General features: G+C 66.8%; 23 protein-coding genes. 10 read left to right on the forward strand and 13 right to left on the reverse strand.

What is annotated here, in order from left to right:
• Window positions 1-31 precede the first annotated feature (31 nt).
• The 8 genes from galE to mtnB all read right to left on the reverse strand — a co-directional run bounded on the left by galE (window position 32) and on the right by mtnB (window position 6,784).
• Complete coding sequence (galE, locus tag ACMT1E_RS05215) at window positions 32-1,039, reverse strand: UDP-glucose 4-epimerase GalE (protein WP_414902629.1); 1,008 nt, start codon at window positions 1,037-1,039, stop codon at window positions 32-34.
• A 51-nt stretch (window positions 1,040-1,090) separates the two neighbouring features.
• Window positions 1,091-1,573, reverse strand: coding sequence for an N-acetyltransferase family protein (locus ACMT1E_RS05220; RefSeq protein WP_414902630.1), 483 nt, complete (start codon window positions 1,571-1,573; stop codon window positions 1,091-1,093).
• Window positions 1,570-2,580: a fumarylacetoacetate hydrolase family protein gene (locus tag ACMT1E_RS05225; RefSeq protein WP_414902631.1), complete on the reverse strand. Its 1,011-nt coding sequence runs from the start codon at window positions 2,578-2,580 to the stop codon at window positions 1,570-1,572. Before ACMT1E_RS05225 ends, ACMT1E_RS05220 begins: the two co-directional genes overlap by 4 nt.
• Window positions 2,577-3,875, reverse strand: a complete 1,299-nt coding sequence (gene hmgA / locus ACMT1E_RS05230; RefSeq protein ID WP_414902632.1) for a homogentisate 1,2-dioxygenase — start codon at window positions 3,873-3,875, stop codon at window positions 2,577-2,579. Before hmgA ends, ACMT1E_RS05225 begins: the two co-directional genes overlap by 4 nt.
• An 89-nt stretch (window positions 3,876-3,964) precedes the next feature.
• Window positions 3,965-5,008, reverse strand: a complete 1,044-nt coding sequence (mtnA, locus tag ACMT1E_RS05235) for an S-methyl-5-thioribose-1-phosphate isomerase (RefSeq protein WP_414902633.1) — start codon at window positions 5,006-5,008, stop codon at window positions 3,965-3,967.
• Entirely contained in the window at window positions 5,005-5,610 is a 606-nt protein-coding gene (mtnC, locus tag ACMT1E_RS05240) for an acireductone synthase (RefSeq protein WP_414903280.1), read from the reverse strand. The genes mtnA and mtnC overlap by 4 nt, the downstream gene beginning before the upstream one ends.
• On the reverse strand, window positions 5,610-6,158 hold the full coding sequence (locus ACMT1E_RS05245) for a 1,2-dihydroxy-3-keto-5-methylthiopentene dioxygenase (RefSeq protein ID WP_414902634.1): 549 nt from the start codon (window positions 6,156-6,158) through the stop codon (window positions 5,610-5,612). Before ACMT1E_RS05245 ends, mtnC begins: the two co-directional genes overlap by 1 nt.
• Window positions 6,155-6,784 (reverse strand): methylthioribulose 1-phosphate dehydratase, encoded by a 630-nt coding sequence (gene mtnB / locus ACMT1E_RS05250; protein WP_414902635.1) that lies wholly within the window; start codon window positions 6,782-6,784, stop codon window positions 6,155-6,157. Before mtnB ends, ACMT1E_RS05245 begins: the two co-directional genes overlap by 4 nt.
• Window positions 6,785-6,867: 83 nt before the next feature.
• Here mtnB and ACMT1E_RS05255 point away from each other — a divergent pair, with 83 nt between their 5' ends.
• Both ACMT1E_RS05255 and metB read left to right on the forward strand, forming a co-directional pair.
• Window positions 6,868-8,022 carry an aminotransferase gene (locus ACMT1E_RS05255; RefSeq protein WP_414902636.1) on the forward strand — a complete coding sequence of 385 codons (1,155 nt, stop codon included), beginning with the start codon at window positions 6,868-6,870 and terminating at the stop codon, window positions 8,020-8,022.
• A 122-nt stretch (window positions 8,023-8,144) separates the two neighbouring features.
• A complete protein-coding gene (gene metB, locus ACMT1E_RS05260; RefSeq protein WP_414902637.1) occupies window positions 8,145-9,320 on the forward strand; it encodes a cystathionine gamma-synthase in 1,176 nt (391 codons plus the stop codon).
• Between the two features lie 9 nt (window positions 9,321-9,329).
• On the opposite strand, the gene ACMT1E_RS05265 is transcribed toward metB, so the two are convergent.
• Window positions 9,330-10,256, reverse strand: coding sequence for a choice-of-anchor A family protein (locus tag ACMT1E_RS05265; RefSeq protein WP_414902638.1), 927 nt, complete (start codon window positions 10,254-10,256; stop codon window positions 9,330-9,332).
• A 112-nt stretch (window positions 10,257-10,368) separates the two neighbouring features.
• Window positions 10,369-11,232, reverse strand: a complete 864-nt coding sequence (locus tag ACMT1E_RS05270; protein WP_414902639.1) for a class I SAM-dependent methyltransferase — start codon at window positions 11,230-11,232, stop codon at window positions 10,369-10,371.
• A 215-nt stretch (window positions 11,233-11,447) separates the two neighbouring features.
• Between ACMT1E_RS05270 and ACMT1E_RS05275 the strand changes: the two genes are divergently transcribed.
• Window positions 11,448-12,029: a peroxiredoxin gene (locus ACMT1E_RS05275; RefSeq protein ID WP_414903282.1), complete on the forward strand. Its 582-nt coding sequence runs from the start codon at window positions 11,448-11,450 to the stop codon at window positions 12,027-12,029.
• On the forward strand, window positions 12,026-12,397 hold the full coding sequence (locus tag ACMT1E_RS05280; protein ID WP_414902640.1) for an ArsR/SmtB family transcription factor: 372 nt from the start codon (window positions 12,026-12,028) through the stop codon (window positions 12,395-12,397). The genes ACMT1E_RS05275 and ACMT1E_RS05280 overlap by 4 nt, the downstream gene beginning before the upstream one ends.
• Window positions 12,398-12,406: 9 nt before the next feature.
• On the opposite strand, the gene ACMT1E_RS05285 is transcribed toward ACMT1E_RS05280, so the two are convergent.
• Together ACMT1E_RS05285 and cydD are read right to left on the reverse strand one after the other, a co-directional pair.
• A complete protein-coding gene (locus tag ACMT1E_RS05285) occupies window positions 12,407-14,008 on the reverse strand; it encodes an amino acid ABC transporter ATP-binding/permease protein (RefSeq protein ID WP_414902641.1) in 1,602 nt (533 codons plus the stop codon).
• The gene (gene cydD / locus ACMT1E_RS05290; RefSeq protein ID WP_414902642.1) at window positions 14,005-15,585 is read right to left on the reverse strand and encodes a thiol reductant ABC exporter subunit CydD; all 1,581 of its coding nucleotides are present in this window, start codon (window positions 15,583-15,585) and stop codon (window positions 14,005-14,007) included. Before cydD ends, ACMT1E_RS05285 begins: the two co-directional genes overlap by 4 nt.
• A gap of 90 nt (window positions 15,586-15,675) precedes the next feature.
• On the opposite strand from cydD, the gene ACMT1E_RS05295 reads away from it, so the two are divergent.
• From ACMT1E_RS05295 to ACMT1E_RS05310, 4 genes are read left to right on the forward strand one after another with little or no spacing between them, the layout of a single operon-like run.
• Entirely contained in the window at window positions 15,676-17,262 is a 1,587-nt protein-coding gene (locus ACMT1E_RS05295; RefSeq protein ID WP_414902643.1) for a cytochrome ubiquinol oxidase subunit I, read from the forward strand.
• Window positions 17,263-17,274: 12 nt separating this feature from the next.
• Window positions 17,275-18,423: a cytochrome d ubiquinol oxidase subunit II gene (gene cydB, locus ACMT1E_RS05300; RefSeq protein WP_414902644.1), complete on the forward strand. Its 1,149-nt coding sequence runs from the start codon at window positions 17,275-17,277 to the stop codon at window positions 18,421-18,423.
• Between the two features lie 13 nt (window positions 18,424-18,436).
• A complete protein-coding gene (cydX, locus tag ACMT1E_RS05305; RefSeq protein WP_414902645.1) occupies window positions 18,437-18,547 on the forward strand; it encodes a cytochrome bd-I oxidase subunit CydX in 111 nt (36 codons plus the stop codon).
• A gap of 42 nt (window positions 18,548-18,589) precedes the next feature.
• Window positions 18,590-18,937: a prolipoprotein diacylglyceryl transferase family protein gene (locus ACMT1E_RS05310; protein WP_414902646.1), complete on the forward strand. Its 348-nt coding sequence runs from the start codon at window positions 18,590-18,592 to the stop codon at window positions 18,935-18,937.
• A gap of 2 nt (window positions 18,938-18,939) precedes the next feature.
• On the opposite strand, the gene ACMT1E_RS05315 is transcribed toward ACMT1E_RS05310, so the two are convergent.
• Window positions 18,940-19,656, reverse strand: a complete 717-nt coding sequence (locus ACMT1E_RS05315) for an IS6 family transposase (RefSeq protein ID WP_414902647.1) — start codon at window positions 19,654-19,656, stop codon at window positions 18,940-18,942.
• 103 nt (window positions 19,657-19,759) lie between these two features.
• Between ACMT1E_RS05315 and ACMT1E_RS05320 the strand changes: the two genes are divergently transcribed.
• Entirely contained in the window at window positions 19,760-20,389 is a 630-nt protein-coding gene (locus ACMT1E_RS05320; RefSeq protein WP_414902648.1) for a hypothetical protein, read from the forward strand.
• A gap of 291 nt (window positions 20,390-20,680) precedes the next feature.
• Complete coding sequence (locus ACMT1E_RS05325) at window positions 20,681-22,510, forward strand: alkyl/aryl-sulfatase (RefSeq protein WP_414902649.1); 1,830 nt, start codon at window positions 20,681-20,683, stop codon at window positions 22,508-22,510.
• The last annotated feature ends 9 nt before the right edge of the window (window positions 22,511-22,519 follow it).

Consider the following 22,519-nt stretch of genomic DNA (forward strand, 5'->3'; position numbering starts at 1 on the left):
TAGCGTCGCGAAGCAATCCGCCGCGCATGCCCTAGCCGCGCCGCTCCATCAGCGCCCGTTCCCACGCCAGCGCGTGGCGAACAATGCTGTCCAGATCGTCATGGCGTGGCCGCCAGGGCAGGCGGGCAAGGATCGCGCGGTTGTCCGCGACCAGCATCGCCCCGTCACCGGCGCGGCGCGGGCCGATCCGGCGGTCAAGGGTAACGCCGGCGACCCGGTCGACCGCGTCCAGCACTTCCAGCACGGAATAGCCCCGGCCATAGCCGCAATTGACGAGGATATTGTCGTCCGGCGCCGCGATCAGCGCCTCCAGCGCCGCGACATGGGCGGCGGCCAGGTCGCTGACATGGATATAGTCGCGCACCCCGGTGCCGTCCGGCGTCGCATAATCGGTACCGAACACCGAAACATGGTCGCGCAGGCCAAGCGCCGCCTCGACCGCGATCTTGATCAGGTGGGTCGCGCCCGCCGTCGACTGGCCGGCGCGCGCCTGCGGGTCGGCGCCGGCGACGTTGAAATAGCGCAGCGCAGCATAGTTGATCGGGTGGGCGGCGGCGGTATCGGCCAACATCGCCTCGGTCATCAGCTTCGACATGCCATAGGGGTTGATCGGGCGCTGCGGCGCGGTCTCGTCGACCGGTCTGCTCTCCGGCGCGCCATAGGTCGCGGCGGTCGACGAGAAGATGAAATGCCTGACCCCGCCCGCCACCGCGCTTTCAAGCAGCGCGCGGCTGGCGACAGTGTTGTTGCGGTAATATTTGAGCGGGTCGACCACCGATTCCGGCACGACGATCGACCCGGCGAAATGCAGGATCGCGCCGATGCCATACGCAGCGATCAGCGGGCGGACGACCGCGTCATCGGCGACATCGCCCTCGACGAACGGCACCCCCTCCGGCACCGCCCAGCGAAAACCGGTGGTCAGGTTGTCGATGACCACCACCGGCCAGCCGGCGTCCCTTAGCGCCAGCACCGCGTGACTGCCGATATAGCCCGCCCCGCCGGTGACGAGGACGGTGGGGTGCTGGCTGGTCGGCATTGGTTTGTCCCGGAAAATTCTACGCGCCCGATAGCGCCGAACCGCGCCGGATCAAAGCGTTCGGTGCATCACCAGCGCATCGACATCGCCCAGTGCCGGGTGACGGAACGCGCCGGGCACGGTGCCGACCGTCGCGAAGCCCAGCGCCTGCCACAGCGCGACGGCGCGGCTGTTGCTGGCGACGACGCTGTTGAACTGCATCGCGCGGAATCCTTTCGCCCGCGCCTCGTCCAGCGAATGCAGGCACATCGCCCGCGCCACGCCGCGCCCTATCGCATCGCCAGCGACGATATAGCCGCAATTGGCGACATGATCGCCGCCGCCCCGCTGGTTGGGTTGCAGGTAATAGGTGCCGACCATCCGCCCGCCGTCGCCGGCGATATAGGCGCTGTGCGGCGCGCCCAGCCAGAAGGCCAGCGCCTCGTCCCGGCTCCAGTCGTGGGGCAGGGCATAGGTTTCGCCGGCACGCAGCACCGGCTCGATGATCGCCCAGATACGGTCTTCGTCCCCGGCCATCGCCGGCCGGATCATCATCCCGCCGCCGCCACCGTCTGCTCGATCGTGCCGAACACCGGCCGGTGGCGCTCGTCCTCCATCCAGATCCGCACCGTGTCGCCGTGGCGCAGGAACGGCGTCACCGGCTTGCCGGACAGGATGGTCTCCACCGTCCGCACCTCCGCCAGGCAGCTATAGCCGACGCCGCCTTCGCTGATCGGCTTGCCCGGCCCGCCGTCGGCGCCGCGGTTGGACACGGTGCCGGAACCGATGATCGTGCCGGCGCGCAGGTTGCGGGTCTTCGCCGCATGGGCGATCAGCGTACCGAAATCGAAGGTCATGTCGATCCCGGCGTCGGCCCGGCCGAGCGGCGCGCCGTTCAGCTCGACGATCAACGGGCGGTGCAACTTGCCGTCCCGCCACCAGTCGCCCAGCGCGTCCGGCGTCACGAACACCGGGGAAAAGGTGCTCGCCGGCTTGGACTGGAAGAAACCGAACCCCTTGGCCAGTTCGGCCGGGATCAGATTGCGCAGCGACACGTCGTTGGTCAGCCCGATCAGCCGGACGGCGCCCAGCGCATCGTCGCGCCCGCTGCCTTGTGCGACATCGCCGGTGACGACGACCACCTCCGCCTCCAGGTCGCAACCCCATGCCTCGTCGGCGAGCGGGATCGCGTCGCGCGGCCCCAGAAAATCGTCGGACCCGCCCTGATACATCAGCGGATCGCTCCAGAAGCTCTCCGGCACCTCCGCCCCGCGCGCCTGCCGGACAAGGGCGACATGGTTGACGTAGGCGGACCCGTCCGCCCACTGGTAGGCGCGGGGCAACGGCGCCGCCGCCTCGCGCTCGTGGAAGCGTTCGCGCGGAATGCTGCCATGTTCCAGGTCGGTCGACAGGTTGCGGAGCAGCGGCGCGTACCGGTCCCAATCGTCCAGCGCCGCCTGCAACGTCGGCACTATATTCTCCGCCTCGGCGTACCAGGCGAGGTCGCTGGAAACGACGATCAGCCGCCCGTCGCGGCCGCCCTTCAAACTTGCAAGCTTCATCGCAACCTCGCCTTTGGAAAACCGCCCCACACCGCATCGTAATCCGCCTGCCGTTCGGGGCAGGCCATGGCGTGCGGCGTCGGCCGGTAGGGCCAGCAACTTTCAACCATGAACGCCATCGTGCCGTCGATCTTGTGCGGCGCCAGCGTCGTCTCGCTCGCCGCCTTCCAACTTGCCGCGTCCGGGCCGTGCCCCGCCATCATGTTGTGCAGCGACAGCGCACCGGGGGCAAAGCCGCCCGCCTTCGCGTCATAGGCGCCGTGAATCAGCCCCATCGCCTCGCTCATCACGTTGCGGTGGAACCATGGCGGGCGGAACGTATCCTCCGCCACCATCCAGCGCGGCGGGAAGATCACGAAATCGGCATTGGCCCGCCCCGGCGTCTGGCTGGGGGAGGTGAGCACGGTGAAGATCGACGGATCGGGGTGGTCGAAACTGACCGTGCCCATCGTGTTGAACCGCGCCAGATCATATTTGCACGGCGCGAGGTTGCCGTGCCAGGCGACAACGTCGAGCGGCGAATGGTCGAGCGTCGTCACCCACAGCGCGCCCATGTATTTTTGGACCAGCTCGAACGGCTCGTCACGGTCCTCGAACCACGCGACCGGGCTCAGGAAATCGCGCGCCGCCGCCAGCCCGTTCGACCCCAGCGGCCCCAGCTCCGGCAGGCGGAACGGCGCGCCGTGGTTCTCGGCGACATAACCGCGCGCTTCGCCATCGGGCAGAAGCGCGCGGAACCGTACGCCGCGTGGCACCAGCGCCACTTCGCCCGGCGCCACTAGCATCCGCCCCATCTCGGTCAGCAGCAGCAGCCGGCCGTGCTGCGGAATGAACAGCAATTCGCCGTCCGCGTCGACAAAGGCGCGCGCCTCCATGTCGCGGTTGGCGGCGTAGACATGCACCGCCACCCCCTCCAGCGTCGCCGGCTCGCGGTTGGTGAGCATCGTCACCATCCCGTCGATCAGGTCGGTCGGCGGATCGGGCAGCGGCACCGGGTCCCAGCGCAGCCGGTTGGGCGCGATCGGCCCGTCCGCCGCCCCGGCGGCAAACTGCGCCGCGCCGTCGTACCGCCGATAGGGCGGATGTTCCGCGCTCGGCCGCATCCGGTAGAGCCAGCTCCGCCGGTTGTCGGCGCGCGCCACCGTAAAGGCCGTGCCGGACAGTTGTTCGGCATAAAGGCCAAAGGCGGGCCTCTGCGGAGAATTGCGGCCGACGGGCAGGGCGCCGGCCACCGCCTCACTCTCGTGATCGCCTGCAAAGCCAGACAAATAGGCTGGCGTGTCAGTGTCTTTCATGCCTCGTGTGTCGCAGCTTGCCCCGGCCCTGTCCAGATCGCAGGTGGCGGAAAAGGCAAGGTCTGTCGCACCTTGATGGGCACGCGCCCCTACGGCCGCTCCAGCACCCCGCGCTCGGTGATATACCCCGTCACCAGCCGCGCCGGGGCGATGTCGAAGGCCGGGTTGTGTGCCGGCGATGCAGTCACCCGCACATGGCGCAGGGTACCGGCGGCGTCCGGCCCGGTCAGCCACGTCACCTCGTCCGCCGCGCGCTCCTCGATCGGCACCTGATCGCCCGACTCAATCGTCCGGTCGATCGTCGTATAGGGCAGGGCGACGTAGAACGGCACGCCATTGTCGTGCGCGGCCAGCGCTTTCAGATAGGTGCCGATCTTGTTGCACACGTCGCCATTGGCGGTCACCCGGTCGGTGCCGACGATCACCAGATCGACTTCGCCCCGCTGCATCAGCAGGCCGCCGGCATTGTCGGCAATCAGCTGATGCGGCACGCCGTGGCTGGCCAGTTCGAACGCGGTCAGCGCGCCCTGATTGCGCGGCCGCGTCTCGTCGACCCAGACATGGACCGGCAGGCCTTCGTCATGGGCCAGATAGATCGGCGCCAGCGCGGTGCCGTAATCGACGGTCGCCAGCCAGCCGGCGTTGCAATGGGTCAGGATATTGAGCGGCCGGCCGGGGTTCTTGGCATGCAGGTCGCGGAACAGCGCCAGCCCATGCGCGCCGATCGCCCGGTTGAGCGCGACGTCCTCGTCGCACAGCGCATCGGCGCGGGCGAAGGCGGCGGCCCCGCGCGTTTCCGGCGGCAGCGGCAGCACATGCTCGCGCACCCGGTCGAGCGCCCAGCGCAGGTTGATCGCGGTCGGCCGGGTGGCGAGCAACACCGCATGGGCGCGCTCCAGCGCCGCATCGGCCCCGTCCTCGGCCAGCGCCATCGCCAGACCATAGGCGCCGGTCATCGCCAGCAGCGGCGCGCCCCGTGTCCACATCTCGCTTATCGCGGTGGCGCACGCCTCGGCGGAGCGCAGCTCGACCCACACCACCTCCCACGGCAGCCGCCGCTGGTCGAGGATGCGGACGCCGGCGCCGTCGGCGGTGCGCGCGATCGATCGGTGCGGGACGCCGTCCAGCTTCACGGTGCGATATCGGCGAAGCTGTCGCCGGCCTCCCGGTCGATCAGCCGGGTGGCGAAACCGGCGGCGGCGGCGGCGTCCGTCTCCGCCGCGATGTCGGACAGGAACAGGATCTCGGCCGGCGCAAAACCCAGCGCGGCGGCGATCGCCCTATAGGATGCCGCCTCGCGCTTCGGCCCGGTCGACAGGTCGAACCAGCCGGAGAATAGCGGGCTCAGATCGCCGGCGCTGCTATGACCGAAAATCAGCTTCTGCGCCGCCACCGACCCGGACGAGAATACCGCCAGCACCATCCCGGCGGCGTGCCAGCGGCGCAGCGCCTCGGCCGCGTCGGGATAGACATGGCCGACCAGTTCGCCGCTGCGATAGCCTTCCGCCCAGATCATCCCCTGCAACGTTTTCAGCGCCGGTTCCTTGCGGTCCTCGTCGATCCACCGCTTCAGCGTTTCGGCGTCGATGCCGTCCAGCACCGCTGCGGTCTCCGCCGGGTGGGCGGCGATGAAGCTGTCGATCCGGGCGCGGGCATAGGGGAACAGCGTCTCGGCGACGAAGGCGATGCTGCTCGTCGTCCCCTCGATATCGGTCAGGATCGCGCGGATCGGCATCACGCCGGTTCGTGGCGGGGGAAGCGGGCGGCGATCGGGTCGCCGGTGAAGCTGGCGACCCAGCCTTCGGGGCTGGTGAACAGGCGGATCGCGGTGAAATGCGGCTCCGGCCCCATGTCGAACCAGTGGCGGATGCCGGCGGGCACCGCGATCAGGTCGCCCGCCTCGCACAGCACCGCGTGGACGCGGCCGGCGGCGCGCAGGCTGAACAGCCCTTCGCCCTCGACGAAGAAGCGCACCTCGTCCTCGCCATGGGTATGCTCGTCGAGAAATTTGGTGCGCAATGCCGCGCGGTCCGGGTGGCCGGGGGCGAGGCGGATGACGTCGACCGCCTGATAGCCGTTGGCGGCGCGCAGCCGTTCGATTTCCGGGGCGTAGGCGGCGAGCACCGCCGCGTCGTCGGCATCGTCGGCCAGCACCGCTTCGGCCGGCCAGCGGGCGAAGGCGACGCCGATATCCGCCAGCGCGTCGGTTATCCGCGCGCCGTCGCGGGTGTCGATCAGCGCGGTCGCCGGGTCGGTTTCGGCATAGACGGTCAGGCGGCTCATCGCGCGGCTCCGGCAAAGGTCAGTTCGGCCAGCTCGGCGGCGATCATCCACTCGATCGCCTCTGTCACCCGTTCCGCCTCGGCAATGTCGCCGCCCCAGGCGTAGAGGCCGTGGTCGCGGATCAGATAGGCTGGCGCGGCGTCGATCCGCCCGCCCAGCGCCGCGTCGATCTCCGCCATGTCCTGGCTGTTGGCGACGATCGGGATCGCGATCGCATGGGCGTGGGTGGTGACGCCGGGCAGCGCCTTCAGCATCTCGTGCCCGGCAAGGGTGACATGGTCGGCATCGCGCCGCGCCCGGCTCAGCCCGACGGCGGCGCTCGAATGGCTGTGCAGCACCGCGCCGATCGCCGGTGAATGGGCGTACAGCGCCAGGTGCAGCGCGGTTTCCGCCGACGGCCGCTTCGCCTCCAGCGCGGTGCCGTCCGCTGCCAGCAGCATCACGTCGTCCTCGTCCAGCCGCCCCTTGTGCGCGCCGGACACGGTAACGGCGATCCGCCCGTCCGCCAGCCGCACCGAATAATTGCCGCTGGTCGCCGGCGCCCAGCCGCGCGCGTCGAACGCCCGTCCTACAGCGATGATCGCCTGCTTCGCGGCTGTAGGAGATTCGGGGGGGTGATAAGGCACCGTTAACCTATGCAACAACGCCGTCCGCCGGTCCATGCGCGGCGTTAGTGGATTTTTCGGTCCGTTCTGGCATGACAGGCGCCATGAACCCGCTCTACGCCGCAATGCCGACGACGATCTTCGAAACGATGTCGGGTCTTGCCCGCGAACTGGGCGCGATCAACCTGGGGCAGGGCTTTCCGGACTCCACCGGCCCCGGCGATGTCGTCGATGCCGCGTCGCGGGCGCTGTTCACCCAGTCGAACCAGTATCCGCCGATGGCCGGCCTGCCGGTGCTGCGCCAGGCGGTCGCCGATCATTATGCCCGGCATCAGGGACTGGACCTCAGCTGGGCGGACGAAGTCACCGTCACCTCCGGCGCGACCGAAGCGATCGCCGCCGCCATCTTCGCGCTGGTCACGCCCGGCGACGAAGTGGTGCTGATCGAACCGGCCTATGACGCCTATCTGCCGCTGGTGCTGCGCGCCGGCGGCGTCCCGCGCTTCGTGCGGCTGGCGCCGCCGGACTGGCGGCTGACGGCGGAGGCGCTCGACGCGGCGTTCAGCCCCAAGACCCGCGTCGCCATCCTCAACAACCCGCTTAACCCGACCGCGACGATGTTCGCCGCCGCCGACCTCGCGCTGCTCGCCGAGCGAGTGGTCCGCCACGACGCGGTGCTGATTGCCGACGAGGTATGGGAACATGTCGTGTTCGACGGCCGCCCGCACCTGACCGCAATGGCGTTGCCCGGCATGCGCGACCGCACGGTCAAGATCGGCTCCGGCGGCAAGATCTTCGCGCTGACCGGCTGGAAGGTCGGCTGGATGTGCGCCGCGCCGGGCCTGACCCGCGTCGTCGCTAAGGCGCATCAGTTTTTGACCTTTACCACCCCGCCCAACCTGCAGGCGGGCATCGCCCACGGCCTTGGCAAGGACGAACGATACTTCACGACGATGCGCGCCGACCTCGCTCGCTCTCGCGACCGGTTGACACAGGGGCTGGAGGCGGCGGGCTGGCGGACCCAGCCGAGCGTCGGCACCTATTTTCTGTCGGTCGATCTGGCCGCGTCCGGCATCGCGCTGGACGACACCGCATTTTGCGACCGGCTGGTTCGCGAAGCGGGGGTGGCGGCCATTCCGCTCTCTGCTTTCTACCATGCCGACCCGGTCGTTTCCGTCGTGCGCCTCTGCTTCGCCAAGAATGACGAGACGCTGGATCAGGCGATCGAGCGCATGGCACGGGCGCGGGCGCTGTTCTAGCCGCGCCGGATTCCGGCTCTTCGCGCCGCCCTGCTTGGCTAACCGACGGGAATAGATGGACCCGTGGCGGGCGCCGGATTACGAGCGGGCAATGGCCAGGACGGCGAAAGGACGGTATTTCAATGAGCAAGCGTGACGAGACCAATCGTCGGCCGGAGACGATCGCGGCGGTGCACGGCGTCGCGACGGACCCCGCCTTCGCCGCCGTCGCGCCGCCGCTCTATTTGACCAGCACCTATGCCTTTTCCGGCTTCGAGACGCCGGGCCGATACGACTATACCCGGTCGGGCAACCCGACCCGCGACGTGCTGGCCGAAGCGCTGGCGAAGCTGGAGGGCGGTGCCGGCGCCGTCGTTACCGCAAGCGGCATGGCCGCGCTCGACCTGCTGATCGGACGGCTTGGCCCCGCCGATACCGTGCTGGCGCCGCACGACTGCTATGGCGGGACGATGCGGTTGCTGAAGGCGCGGGCCGAGCGTGGGCAGTTTGCTCTGCGTTTCGTCGACCAGGGCGATCCGGCCGCGCTGGCCGGGGCATTGGCCGACCACCCGACGCTCGTCTTCGTCGAGAGCCCGAGCAACCCGTTGATGCGGGTGGTGGATATCGCCGCGATCAGCGCCGAGGCGAGGCGGGTGGGCACGCGCGTTGCGGTGGACAACACCTTTCTCTCACCGGCGCTGCAATGCCCGATCGCGCTGGGGGCGGATTATGTGATCCATTCGACCACCAAATATCTGAACGGCCATTCCGACGTGGTCGGTGGCGCGGTGATCGCCGCCGATCCGGCCGAGGTGGAGGCCCTGCGTCACTGGGCGACGGTGGTCGGCAGTGTCGGCGCGCCATTCGACGCCTGGCTGACATTGCGCGGATTGCGAACGCTGTTCGCACGGCTCGACGGGCAGCAGCGCAACGCGATGGCGATCGCACAGCGGCTGGAAGCGCACCCGGCGGTGAGCCGTGTCCACTATCCGGGGCTGGACAGCCACCCCGGCCATGCCGTCGCCGCCCGGCAACAGCGTGGTTTTGGCGCGATGCTCAGTTTCGAACTGGCTGGCGGGCTGGCGGCGGTGCGCCGCTTCGTTACGGCGCTAGACATGTTCATTCTGGCGGAATCGCTCGGGGGCGTCGAAAGCCTTGTCGCACACCCGGTGACGATGACCCATGCCGATATGGGTGAAGATGCGCGGGCCGTCGCCGGGATCACCGACGGGCTGCTGCGCCTTTCCGTGGGATTGGAGGCGGAAGACGACCTGATCGACGACCTGGATCGGGCGTTACACGCGGCTAGCGCGGCCTAGCCGCCGGGGTCAGTTGACCGCGGGTCGGCCGCGGTAGCGACGGCGGCGGGCGAGAAGCCCGATTGCCCCGAAGCCGAGGATCAGCATCGCCCAGCTCGCCGGTTCCGGTACCGCCGTCGTGGTCGGTATATAGGCGAAGCTGTCACCCCGCACCGTGGCGCCTGCGGCGTCGAAATGCTTGCTCACCACGCTGCCGAGCACCGAGCCGCCTTCCAGCGAGACCAGCGCGTTCGGTGCGAGAATCGCCCCCTGCCAGGCAATGCCGTTAGACTGGACTCGCGTCGCATCGACGAAGTTGAACAACACCGAATCCGGGGTGAAATTGCCGATGTTGAAGGTGAGGTGGTCCGACACCGAGCCGAAGATGTTGATGACGGCGACAGCACCGGGGGCGCCGACGAGATTGAGCTGGTGGAGGCTGTCGAACTGCCCGGCGTCCAGCTGGAAGATGTTCAGGCCCGGCGCGGTCGCGGTCAGTGTGCCGACGCCCCACAGGTCGCTGTACGAACCGGTCGTGTTCATTCCGCCGAACAGCGCCGAAACGGTGGCGGCAGCCGTGCTCATTGCGTCGAAGACGAGCGGGGTCGCCTGATAGGTTGCGCCGTTGGGCGTGGCGATCGGGTGGTAGAGCGGGCTGAGGTTGCTGCCGCCATAGACGACGTCGCCGTGCAGCAGCTGGCTGTTGGCGTAGTTGATGTCGCCCAGCACGACCACGCCCGGCGAGCCGTTGTCGGCGGCGGTCAGATGGGTGCCGAACCGATCGGCGTTGGCGGTGATGTTGCCGCCGACTGCCACTTTGCCATAAATCTCATTGCCGCCGCGCGTCGTGTAGTCGCCGCTGGTCTGTACGGCATAGCCGCTCAGCTTTTCGGCGTGGGCCGTGGCGGGCAGGCCAGACACGGCAAGAGCAGCGGCCAGAAGGAAGATACGCGACATCAACAATCATCCCGATACAAGGGTGAAGCCCCGCAAATATCGGATCACCGGCGCGGTCTGCCAGTGGGGGCGGTGAAAAAATTCGTCGTTCATCACGCGATCGGCGATGGTATCACGCCAGTGCGCCGATCAGCCAGGCCTTCGCGTCCATTCGAACGCCGCCATCGGTGTGGTGGCGTTCGAACATGGCGACGAGGTCGGCGCGGATGGCCGCCCGGATTTCCGCGCCCTGCGCCTGAACGAGGTCGCCGATCTGCATGGCGCTCAACACAAAATCGGCGGCGCTTTCAGGGCTGCTGCCCGGGCCGCCGATCGACTGGCCGCCGGTCCAGGCGTTGAACCGGATCGCGCGGAAGCCGGCGCTTTGCAGCAGGTCTGTCGCGTAGCTTTGTTCGCCCAGGGCGAATGGACCGGGCGAACGCGGCTGGGGCGGCGGCAGGGCGATGTGGCTGCTTATGACCTGTACGACCTCACGCCGCCACGGGTTGTCGGCGACCGGCGCCCAGACCGCGATGTCAAGCCGCCCGCCCGGCCGCAACATCCGTCGCAAATTGGCGAAGGCGGGGTAGGGGTGGGGGAAGAACATCAACCCGAAGCGGGAGAACAGCCGGTCAAACGGAGCGCCGCCCGGCATCGCCGTCGCTGCGTCACCTTGTTCGAAGCGGATGTTGGTGTGGCCGGCGCGCCTTGCCCGGTCACCGGCGGCGGCCACCAGATCGGTCGATATGTCGAGGCCGAGGACGCGGCCGCCGTTCCCGACCGCCGTGGCGATTTGCTGCGTTGTCCGCCCGCCGCCGCAGCCGACATCGATCACCGTCTCGCCCGGCGCATAGCCGGCCTGGGCGAGCAGGGCGTTGCCGATCGGCTCGATCATGCTCTCGAAGCGGTCGAGCTGGGCCAGCCACCGGACGCCGGCGTCGCCCGCCCAGTCATGCGCGGCCAGCGCGTTCGACGGCTTTTCCGAATGACCCTTCACGTTAATCCCCATCTTCCAGCCGCGGACGCTGATTGCCTGCGCCGCGGCATAATCGTTTACCCGGATGATGTAATCGTGTAAAAGATGCGGTTCAAGACTGCATGGCCTGGGGAGGAGGGCGTTTGGATTCCGACGTGAAATTCGTCTCCGATAATGGGGGGGGCTCACCGGTGCAGATCGGCGATGCCGCGCCCAATTTTCGGGCGCGTACCACCATGGGTGAGATGAGCCTGTCCGACTATCGGGGGCGCTGGGTGCTGCTGTTTTCGCATCCGGCCGATTTCACGCCGGTGTGCACCAGCGAATTCGTCGCCCTGTCGCGCGCCGCCGCCCGGTTCGAGGCGCTCGATTGCGCGCTGGTCGCGATTTCGGTCGACAGCCTTTATTCCCACCTTGCCTGGGTGCGGGCGATCCATCGTCATTTCGGTGTGACCGTCGGCTTCCCGATCGTCGAGGACCCGTCGATGGTGATCGGTCGGGCTTACGGGATGTTGGCGGAAAACGCGCCCGATGCGGCAACCCTGCGCGCGACCTTCTTTATCGACCCCGACGGCATTATTCGCGCCAAGTTGTGCTATCCCGCGACAATCGGCCGATCGGTGGAGGAGCTTTTACGTGTCGTTGCGGCCCTTCAGCGGGTCGACAGCGACGATGTGGTGACACCCGAAGGCTGGCGCCCCGGTGACGCCGTTCTGCTGCCGCCCTGCCAGGATCAGGCCGAAGCGCTGGCGGCGGCGGACGATTCCTGCTGGTTCCACCGCGTTCGCCCCGCGCATGCGGATGAGGAGGTCCGGTGAAGCGGTTCACCGACAGTGAGCCTGATGCGGTTATCGACGTTCTCAAGGCGCTCGCCCATGACGTGCGACTGAAGCTGATGCGGGCCTTGCTCGAAAGCGGCGAGAAGTCGGTGGGCGAACTGGAAATAATGACCGGCATTGGCCAGCCCGGCCTGTCACAACAACTGGCGGTACTGCGCAAGGCCGGGCTGGTGCAGACCCGCCGCGACGCAAAGCTGGTTTTCTACAGCATTGCCGCAGGGGCGTTGACGGGCACGGCGGCGTTACTCTGCGCCTTGTCCGGCGCGGCGCCGCAGGCCGCGTCGTCGGCCGCCGCTGCCGGCAGACCCGCGCGCGGATCGGCGGCGGCTTTCGCCAGAATTCTGTAACTCGCCGGGTCAGGCGCCGAGATCGATGATCGGCCGTCGTGCCGCCAGCGTCAGCGGCACTGGCCGGTGACTGACGACGATCAGGCCGGTTCCGGTTTCGTCCAGCCAGCGGCCGAGCCTTTGGATCATTTGCGCCTCGGTTGCCGTGTCCAGGCCCTCGCTTGGTTCGTCGAGCAGGAGCCATGGCCTGCCGGCGAGCAGGGCGCGGGCGAGGGACAGGCGCTTGCGCTGCCCGCCGGACAGGCGTGCGCCGCCGTCGCCGACCCAGTGATCAAGCCCGCCCGGCATGGCACGGACATCTTCCGCCAGGCAGGCGATGTCGAGCGCTGCCCAAAGCTGATCATCGGAGAGACCGGGGCGTGCGACGCGCAGATTGTCGCGAACGGTGCCGGACAGCAACTGGGCATCCTGCGGTGACAGGGCGAAAGTGGCGCGTGCCGCGTCAGGCGGCAGCGCAGTAAGCGGCCGATCGTCAACGCGGATGCCGTAATCGTCCACCGCAGGGCGGATGCCGGCGAGGGTTTCGATGAGGCTGGTCTTGCCGCTGCCCGAGCGCCCGGCGACCGCCAGCCGGTCGCCGGCCGCGAGCCGGAGCTGTGTGTCGCCCAGACTGAAGGCGATGGTCCGCCCGGTCAGCGCGGTCGTGCCGCCAGCCGGAGCGGGCGGGCCAGCGGTCGCTTCCAGCCGGACGAGCGCGGCGGCGACCAGCGCGCCGCGCGATACGCCCCGGACATAGCCGGACAGGGATTCGACCGCGCCGGCCGCCGCCAGAATTGCCAGAACCGTCATCGGCAGCGTGGCGGCAGAAAGGAGGAGGACGGCGCCCATCGCGACGCCGCTGCCGAGCACCAGCCCGGCGTCGATGATCGCTTCTCCCCTGGCGAAGCGGCGGCGGGCCGCGTCGAGCGCTGCGGTTTCGGCTGCCAGCCCCCGTTCGATCGCCGGGGCGAGACCGTAGGCGACAATTTCCGGCGACGCCGCCGCATAGTCGACCATTCCTGCTTTCAGCCGCGCCAGCGCCGCCGTCATGTCGGTCGCTGCGGCGGCGAGCAGCCGGGGCGTGGCGCCGCGCGCCCACATGGCGAGGCCGCCGAGTATGATGAGCAGAGACAGGCTTGCCCACAGGCCGGCAAGCCAGGCAAGCGTAAGGCCGATCGCCGTCCCGGCGAGCGCGGCAGGCAGCGCGGGTCTGCGGACTAGGTGGTCCTCCAGCGCGCCGACGTCCTGAACCAGCCGGGTCACCGCATCGGCGGCGGACACCGCTCTTAGATCCGGCGCGGTCAGGATGCGGCCGAACAGCCGCGCCCGCAGCGCAGCCAGCGTCATCAGCGCGGCGCGGTGGCCGTAAAGCCGTTCGCCGTAGCGGGTGCCGGTGCGGATGATCGCGAGCAGGCGGATCGTCGCGCTCGGCACGAGATAGTTGAACGCCTGCACCGCCAATACGCCGCCCAGTCCGGCAAGCACGGCGCCGGTGATGAACCACCCCGACAGCCCGAGCAGCAAGACCGCTGCGATTGTCGCAATGGCTGCGAGCGTGCCGGCGACGCGGAAGGTGCGGCGTTCCGGCCCGGCGGCTTCGGCGAGCAGCCGTTCGATGTCGGCGCGGTTCACGTCAGCACCACTTCATCGTCGGCGATCGCGGCCAGCGCGGCGCTGTGGGTGACCATAAGCACGGTCCGCCCACGGGCGGCCGACGTCAGGATTTCAGCGATGTCGGCCGCGGATTGCGTATCAAGATCAGCCACTGGTTCATCGAGCAGCCAGAGCGGCGCATCCCTCAGCAGCACGCGGGCGATGCCGATGCGCCGACGCTCGCCGCCGGAAAGGCCCGATCCGCGGTGGTCGAGCGGTAGCGCCATGCCTCGGTCACGAGCGGCGATCAAGTGCCCCAGGCCGGCGCGGCGCGCGGCGGCCTCGACCGCCGAGTCGTCGGCATCGGGCCGGGCGAGGCGGATATTGTCGGCGATCGTGCCGGGCACGAACGCGACGGATTGCCCGGCCCAACCGATCTGGCCGGACAGCGCGACTGTCGCGGCGTCTCGACCGTCGATCAGGATGCGGCCGCCGCCCATGGGGGCGAGGCCTAGCAGCGCGTGAAGCAGGCTGGACTTGCCGACGCCGCTTACACCGCGCAGGGCAAGGCAGCGGCCGGCGGCGACCTCCAGCGTGAACGGGCCGACGGTCGTGTCTCCATAGGCGATGACCACCCGGTCGAAGTGCAAAGCGGGGGGCATAACGATCGGCTGCTGTGCCGTCGGCTGCGTGGCGGGTGCGATGCTATTCAGGCGTTCGACCGCAGCCTCTGCGACCTGCTTGTCATGATAGGCGGCGGCAAGCCGACGCATCGGCAGGTAAAATTCAGGCGCAAGCACCAGCACGAACAGGGCTTCGCCGAGGGTCAGCTGTTCCGGAGCGGGAAAGGGCAGCACGCCAAGCAGGTTGAAGCCGCAGTACAGCGCGACCATCGCGACGGAGAGAGCGGCGAAGAATTCGATGATCGCGCTCGATACGAATGCAATTTTCAGCACCTCGATCGTCCGTTCGGCGACTTCGCGGGTGGCGTCGGCAAGATGGCGGCCGATCCGGTCCTGCGCGCCATAGCCGGCGATCACCGGCAGCGCGCGGACGCGATCGACGAACAGCCCCGACAAGCGACTGAGAGCATCGAGCTGGCGCGCGGCGGCGCGCGCGGCAGCGGTGCCGGCGAGCGCCATGCAGATTCCGAACGGCAACAGCGTCACGAGCAGGATCGCCCCGGCGAACCAGCTTGCGGCTGCGGCTCCTGCGGCAATGACCAGTGGTGCCAGGACCGCCGCGCGACGCAGCGGCAAGAAACGGGCGTGGAAGCCGCCAAGATCCTCGATGCGGTCAACGGCATCGGCAACCGCTTCACCCAGCATCCGGCGCGCGCCGGGCGCCATGACCAGCACCCGGCGGTAGACCTGGTGCCGCCATTGCGCCTTGGCCGCCACCGCCGCGCCCTCACCAGCGTCGGCGGCGGCGATCTGGACCCCGCTGCGCAGCAGCGCCGCCGCGATCAACCCGCCGGTGGCGACCAGCGCGATATGATGATCGCCGCGCATGGTGGCGGCCACGGCGCCGGCGAGCATGGCCGCAACCAGCACCGCCGCGACACTGTCGGCAGCCCAGAAAACGGCCGCGCCGCGCCTATCAAACTGGTTGCTCATATACTCAGTTACGAGTAGTGGCTAATCATAGCCTTTTCAACCGACTCATGGCGGGTATGGGCGCCGGGCCGGAATGCAGGGAGTCTTGCCATGGACATGGCGGTTGTCGAACTTTCCCGGCTGCAGTTTGCCCTGACCGCGCTCTACCATTTTCTGTTCGTTCCGCTGACCCTTGGCCTGTCCTTCATGTTGGTCATCATGGAGAGCATCTATGTGATGACCGGCCGGGAAATCTGGCGGACGATCACCCGTTTCTGGGGCAAGCTGTTCGGCATCAACTTCGTGCTGGGTGTCGCCACCGGCATCACCATGGAATTTCAGTTCGGGACGAACTGGTCTTATTATTCCCATTATGTCGGCGACATCTTCGGCGCGCCGCTCGCGATCGAGGGGCTGATGGCCTTTTTCCTCGAGGCGACCTTCGTCGGTCTGATGTTCTTCGGCTGGGACAAGTTGTCGCGGCCGGCGCATCTGTTCACCACGTTCATGGTCGCGCTGGGGTCCAACCTGTCGGCGCTTTGGATTTTGGTCGCCAATGGCTGGATGCAGCATCCGACCGGCGCCCGCTTCAACCCGGCGACGATGCGGATGGAGGTGTCCGACTTCATGGCGGTGCTGTTCAATCCCGTCGCCCAGGCCAAGTTCGTCCACACGGTGAGCGCCGGCTATGTCTGTGCGGCGGTGTTCGTGCTTGGCGTTTCGGCCTGGTATCTGCTGCGCGGCAAGTGGGTGGCGCTGGCGCGGCGCAGCTTTATTGTCGCGGCGGCCTTCGGCCTTGCGTCTTCGCTGTCGGTGGTCGTGCTGGGTGATGAGAGCGGTTACGCGCTGACCGACAACCAGAAGATGAAGCTCGCCGCGCTGGAGGCGATGTGGCACACCGAGCCGGCGCCAGCGGGCATCGCGGTATTCGGCATTCCCAGCCTTGAAGGACGCGAGACCCGGTATGAGGTGAAGATTCCTTATGTGCTGGGGCTGATTTCCACACGCAGCCTGACCGGCGAGGTTTCCGGCGTTTTCGAACTGGTCGCGAAGGCGCAGGACCGGATCGAGCATGGCATCAAGGCCTATGACGCGGTCGAGCGGCTGAAGGTCGACCAGCACGATATGACGGCGCGCGCCGCGTTTGAGGAGGCCAAGGCGGACCTTGGCTATGCGCTGCTCCTGAAGCGCTTCGTCGCCGATCCCCGGCAGGCGACGCCGGCGCAGATCGAACAGGCGGCGTGGTCGACTGTGCCCAATGTCCCGGTCATGTTCTGGGTGTTCCGGGTGATGGCGGGGCTGGGATTCTTCTTCATCGCCTTTTTCGGCGCGGCGTTCTGGATCGCTTCGACCCGCCGGCTGGATGGCGACAGCCGTTTCCGCCGCGCCTTCCTGCGAACCGCGGTCTGGGTCATCCCGTTGCCATGGATCGCCATCGAATCCGGCTGGATTCTTGCCGAAATCGGCCGTCAGCCCTGGGCGATCGACGGGGTGCTGCCGACTTTTCTCGCCGCGTCGAGCCTGACCGTCGCGCAACTGTGGACGACGATCATCGGCTTCACCGTCATCTATGGCGTGCTCGCCGTTATCGAGGTGCGGCTGATGCTGGCGGCGATCCGCAAGGGGCCGGACCAGCACCGCACGGATCGGCCGGCGCCGGATGTTTCCGACGGCTACGCGCCGATTCCCGCCGAATAAGGAGAACAGGTCATGGCACCTCCCATCGACTATGAAACGCTCCGGCTGATCTGGTGGCTGCTGATGGGCGTGTTGCTGATCGGCTTCACGCTGACCGATGGGTTCGATCTGGGGACCGCCGCGCTGCTGCCCTTCGTCGCCCGAACCGACGCAGAGCGCCGGATGGTCATCAATGCGATCGGCGCGACATGGGAAGGCAACCAGGTCTGGTTTATCCTGGGCGGCGGCGCGATCTTCGCGGCATGGCCGTTTGTCTATGCGGTCAGCTTTTCAGGCTTCTATCTGGCGATGTTCCTCGTTCTCGCCGCGCTGATTCTGCGGCCGGTTGGGTTCAAATACCGTTCGAAGAGGCCGGATGCCGCCTGGCGGACGCGGTGGGACTGGGCGCTGTTCGTCGGCGGTTTCGTGCCGGCGCTGGTGTTCGGCGTCGCCGTAGGCAATGTGCTGACCGGTATTCCTTTCCGCCTCGATAGCGATCTGCGGTCTTTCTACGACGGCGGCCTGATGGGTCTGTTCCATCCGTTTTCGCTGGTCGCCGGCCTGTTGTCGGTCGCGATGATCGTGCTGCACGGCGCCAGCTGGCTTGCAATCAAGATCGAACGCGGCGTCGTCCATGACCGCGCCAGCCGTTTCGGTCAGTTCGCGGCGGGGGCGGCGATTCTGCTGTTCGCTCTCGGCGGTGTGATGATCGCGACGATGGGGTACGGCTTTCGCCTGACCCACGCTGCGGACCCGTTCGGCCCGTCCAATCCGTTGCTGTCGGGCACGGTGGCGGCGCCGGGGGCGTGGCTCGACAATTACGGCCGATATCCCTGGATGATGATCGCGCCGGTACTGGGCTTCGCCGGGCCGCTGATCGCCTGGGCCGGTATCCGCAAGGGCCGAGAGGCATTGGCATTCGGCGGCTCGTCGATCGGCGCCATCGGCATTATCGCGACGGTCGGCCTGTCGATGTTTCCGTTCATCCTGCCCAGTTCGATCGATCCCGCGTCGAGCCTGACGGTCTGGAACGCATCGTCCAGTCATGTGACGCTGTTCATCATGCTGGTGGTGACCGTCATCTTCCTGCCGATCGTGCTGCTTTATACGGCCTGGGTCTACAAAGTGCTGTTCGGCCGGATCACGCTGGCAGAGGTCGATACCAACCCGGACTATTACTGAAAAGGCGACGACGATGTGGTATTTCAGCTGGGTGCTGGGCGTTGGTCTTGCCGTCGGTTTCGGCATTCTGAACGGCATGTGGCACGAATTCCATTCGGATCCCGATGACGACGCCGCTGGCTGAGTCCGGCGGCGGATGATCACTCTCGGCCCGCTTGCGCTGGCGTTGGAGCGGCTGTTCGCGATCCTCGGCATTGTCGTGTTCATCGCGGCGGCGGGCCGGCTCGGCCGGCGTTACGGGGCGATCTGCGACCGGGGCGCCTGGCGGGCGTTGCTTTTCGGGATCGTGGCGGCCCGCGTTGGTTTCGTCGTGCGGAACTGGGCGGCATTTGCGGCGGAGCCGGTGGCCATCGTCCAGGTTTGGCAGGGCGGGTTTTCGCCATGGGCGGGCCTGTTCGCGGCGGCGATTGCGCTCGCTGTCTCGCTGCGCCGCTCGCCCGCGTTCCGTCCGATGGAGCTGTCAGTCCGATGCGAACTCGTCTCCGCTTGGCGCAGCTTGCCCGGGCGGAGCTGATTTTATGCTGCGAGGCTCTGCCACTCGGCCAGTGCGGCCGAGCGGAGGGTCTTGTAAGTCTGGCGGTCGACGAGGTGGCGCTGGGATTGAAAGTGGTTGGATATCGACGCGTGCACAGAGGCAAATTTTTGTAGCGACTTCATCTGGCGGAAGCGCAGCATCGCTCGTTCTCGTCGCCGGAATGGTAAATGACTGTTCTCGGCCCGGTTGTTGAGATGGCGCCCCACTTCGCGGCGGTTCTCGTTGCCAAGTTCGCGCATGGCTGCCGGGTAGGAGCGCAGCCCATCGGTGACGATCGCTTCTGCCTTGCCATGACGCTTCAGCGCTTTCTTCAGGAAACGCAAAGCAGCTGATTTGTCGCGCGTCTTGGTTACGTAGCTTTCCAGCACTTCGCCTTCGTGATCGACCGCACGCCACAGGTAATGCGTCTCACCGTTGATCCGAACGTAGACTTCGTCGACGTGCCATTTCCAATGACGAAAGCTCCGCATTCGGCTTACCCGCTGACGCCGGATATCAGCCGCGAACATCGGGCCAAATCTGTTCCACCACAGCCGCACGGTCTCATGGCACAGATCGATCCCACGCTCATGCAGCAGATCTTCAACGTTCCGCAGCGACAGCGGAAAACGCACATACATCAACACCACCAACCGGATCACTTCCGGCGACGAGTGAAAGTAGCGGAACGGATTGGCTGACTTCTTGGGACGAGGCATCAGTCCGCCCTACCCTCACGCCGGCACGGTGCAATCCCTTTGACAGCTCCTGGCGAGGGTGTGATACCTTCGCAACCGGGAGAGCGCCAGAAATGCCTGCGATATGATAGTTGGAGAGGAAAAATCCTTCTGCCGCACCTGCACCGGGTTCTGCGGCGTCAAGATTGCCGTTGACGAACATGGACGTGTCGCGAAAGTCTGCGGCGACATGGACCGTCCGCTTACGCAAGGCTTTGCCTGCCTGAAGGGACTGGTCGCCCCGGAAGCGCACAACGGTCCGCAGCGTCCGCTGCATACGATGAAGCGGCGCGCGGATGGTGAGTTCCGGCCAACCCCGGCCGAAGACGCGCTCGACGAAGTGACTGATAGGCTCCAGACCATTCTGACAGAGGACGGTCCGCAGAACGTCTCCGGCTATTTCGGTACGATGGGCGGCGATGTACCGGCACGACTGGCCGATGTATTCGTCCAACCCTTCAAGTCAGGGGATCGGGTGGCTATCGAGTCCGGCTGCGGTCGCATAGACGCCGTTCTCGAGGCGGAGCCTGCCTTGCGCCGCGGGGCAGTCTCCATGACCCATTCAGGGAGAAACCTGCCCGATGATGGGGCGAAATACCATGAGGTCGGCTCCAACGTGAAACTGCTGATCTCGATGCATCGCGATCTCGAACCGATCAACGCCATGCCGCGCATGTCGGCTATACCTGTAAACATTCAGCCGGTGCAATGCTGAGCTGTGCGGGGAGGCGCAAGACGCGTTGCGACACGGACTCTTGTTGCGTTCGATGCCGCACAATGAAGTCCGGGTCCGTGCGGCCGGCGCCCAGTGCGAAAATAATTGTCAACGCCGCAGCTCAGCGAACATGTCCGGCGACAGGCGATATCTAATGGGGAGGCCGCAATGAGGCACTATCGAGGACCATTTCTACTCGCGATGCTGGCTCCCGTTTTGGTGGCGGCTGGTCCGGGAACGGAACCGTCTGTTTCAACGCAATCGCAGAATCCCGCGCCTGGCGAGATGCCAATGGACTGGACCGACCGCCGCGACTTCGATTTTGCGGACCGGGGGTTCATCGCCAACCGGAACGATCCCAAGATCCGGGATGAAAACGGACACGTCGTTCTCGACATGGAGGAAGGCTCGTTTCTTGCCGCTCCGGATATCCCTTCCGTCCATCCGAGCCTGCTGCGCCAAGCACGGCTGCTAAGAAAAGCTGGACTTTTCAAGGTCGTGGAGGGCGTATATCAAGTGCGAGGGTTCGATGCCACGAACGTTACATTCGTGCGCGGGAAAACCGGCTGGATCATTATCGATCCCACTGTGACGGCGGCAACGTCCCGCGCTGCGCTCGATATCGTGACCCAGCATCTCGGCAACCGCCCGATCAAGGCCGTCATCTACACGCATACGCACCCGGACCATTTCGGGGGCGTTGAAGGGCTTGTGTCACGGCAAGAGGTTGACGCGGGCAAGGTGGAGATCATCGCTCCCGCCGGGTTCATGGAGGCGTTTCTCTCCGAGTTTCTTGTCAACGGCGCGGCCATGTACAGGCGTTCAGCGTTCAACGGGCTCGGGCTTGAGCGTTCCGCGCGCGGCACAGTAAACGCTGGCCTCGGCGACGCCGTGGGCAATGGCCGGAGATCGCTTATCCCCCCGACACGCAACGTCGGAGCAACGGGCGAGAAGCTGACCATCGATGGCGTGGACCTGATATTCCAGATGACTCCGGGCACCGAGGCGCCTGCGGAGATGAACATCTATCTTCCCCAGTTTCGCGTGCTCGATATGGCCGAGAACGCGAATGTGACGCTTCACAATGTCCTCTCGCCGCGCGGCGTGCGCGTGCGCGACGCCAAGGTCTGGGCTGACGAGCTGACCCGGTCCATCAGGCTATTCGGTGAGAAGAGCGACGTCGTCATTCTCAGCCACGGATGGCCCCGCTTTGGTCAAACCGAAGTCGTCGAGTTTCTCTCGAAACATCGAGACGCCTACAAGTTCCTTCACGACCAGACAGTGCGGATGATGAACGAGGGGCTTTTACCGGACGAGATTGCAAATCGCATCCGGCTACCCGATGCGCTGGCGAAAGAATGGTACAATCGGGGCTATTACGGCGAGCTGACATTTAACGCGCGGGCCGTCTACCAGCAGTATCTCGGCTGGTATCAGGGCAACCCGGTCGACCTCCAGCCGCTGGAGCCTGCCGACGAGGCGCGCCGCTACGTCGAGGCAATGGGCGGCCGCGACAGAGCCTTTGCGCTGGCGCAGAAGGCTTCATCACAGCACGACGACCGGTGGGCGAGCGAACTTCTCAACCGGCTTGTCATGGCCGATGCCCTGGATCAGGAGGCAAGATACCTGCTGGCAAGCGTCTACGAGCGCATGGCTCTGGGACAGGAGAACGCTGTCTGGCGAGCGCAGTATCTTGTCGCGGCCGACGAACTGCGCAACGGAATCGGCGAAGGAATGATGGCCCGCAGCGGCGCATCGCAGCTCCTGCAACTGATCGATACGGCGGACTTGTTCGAGTTGCTGGCGGTTCGGCTCGATCCGGCCAAAGTCGGAAATGAAAGCGCGGAAATCGACTTCGTGAATCCCGACCGGTCCGAGCGCATTCGCGTCTCTGTTCGCAATCAGGTGCTGACCTACGATAGTGAGCCATCCGGCCCGCCCACCGACGCCACGGTTACTGGAAATCGCCAGCAACTTGCCGCGTTGACCTTTGGTGGGGCAATCCCGCCCGGCGCACAGGTTACCGGTTCCCGCGCCAAGGTCGAGGCGTTCATGCGCTGGTTTGCCAACCCGCAAGGCGATTTTCCGATCCTCTGGCGGAAGGACCAAACCGTTGAATAAAGAGGCCAG

The organism is Sphingomonas flavalba, from assembly GCF_047553045.1.
GTDB classification, from domain to species: domain Bacteria; phylum Pseudomonadota; class Alphaproteobacteria; order Sphingomonadales; family Sphingomonadaceae; genus Sphingomonas_L; species Sphingomonas_L flavalba_A.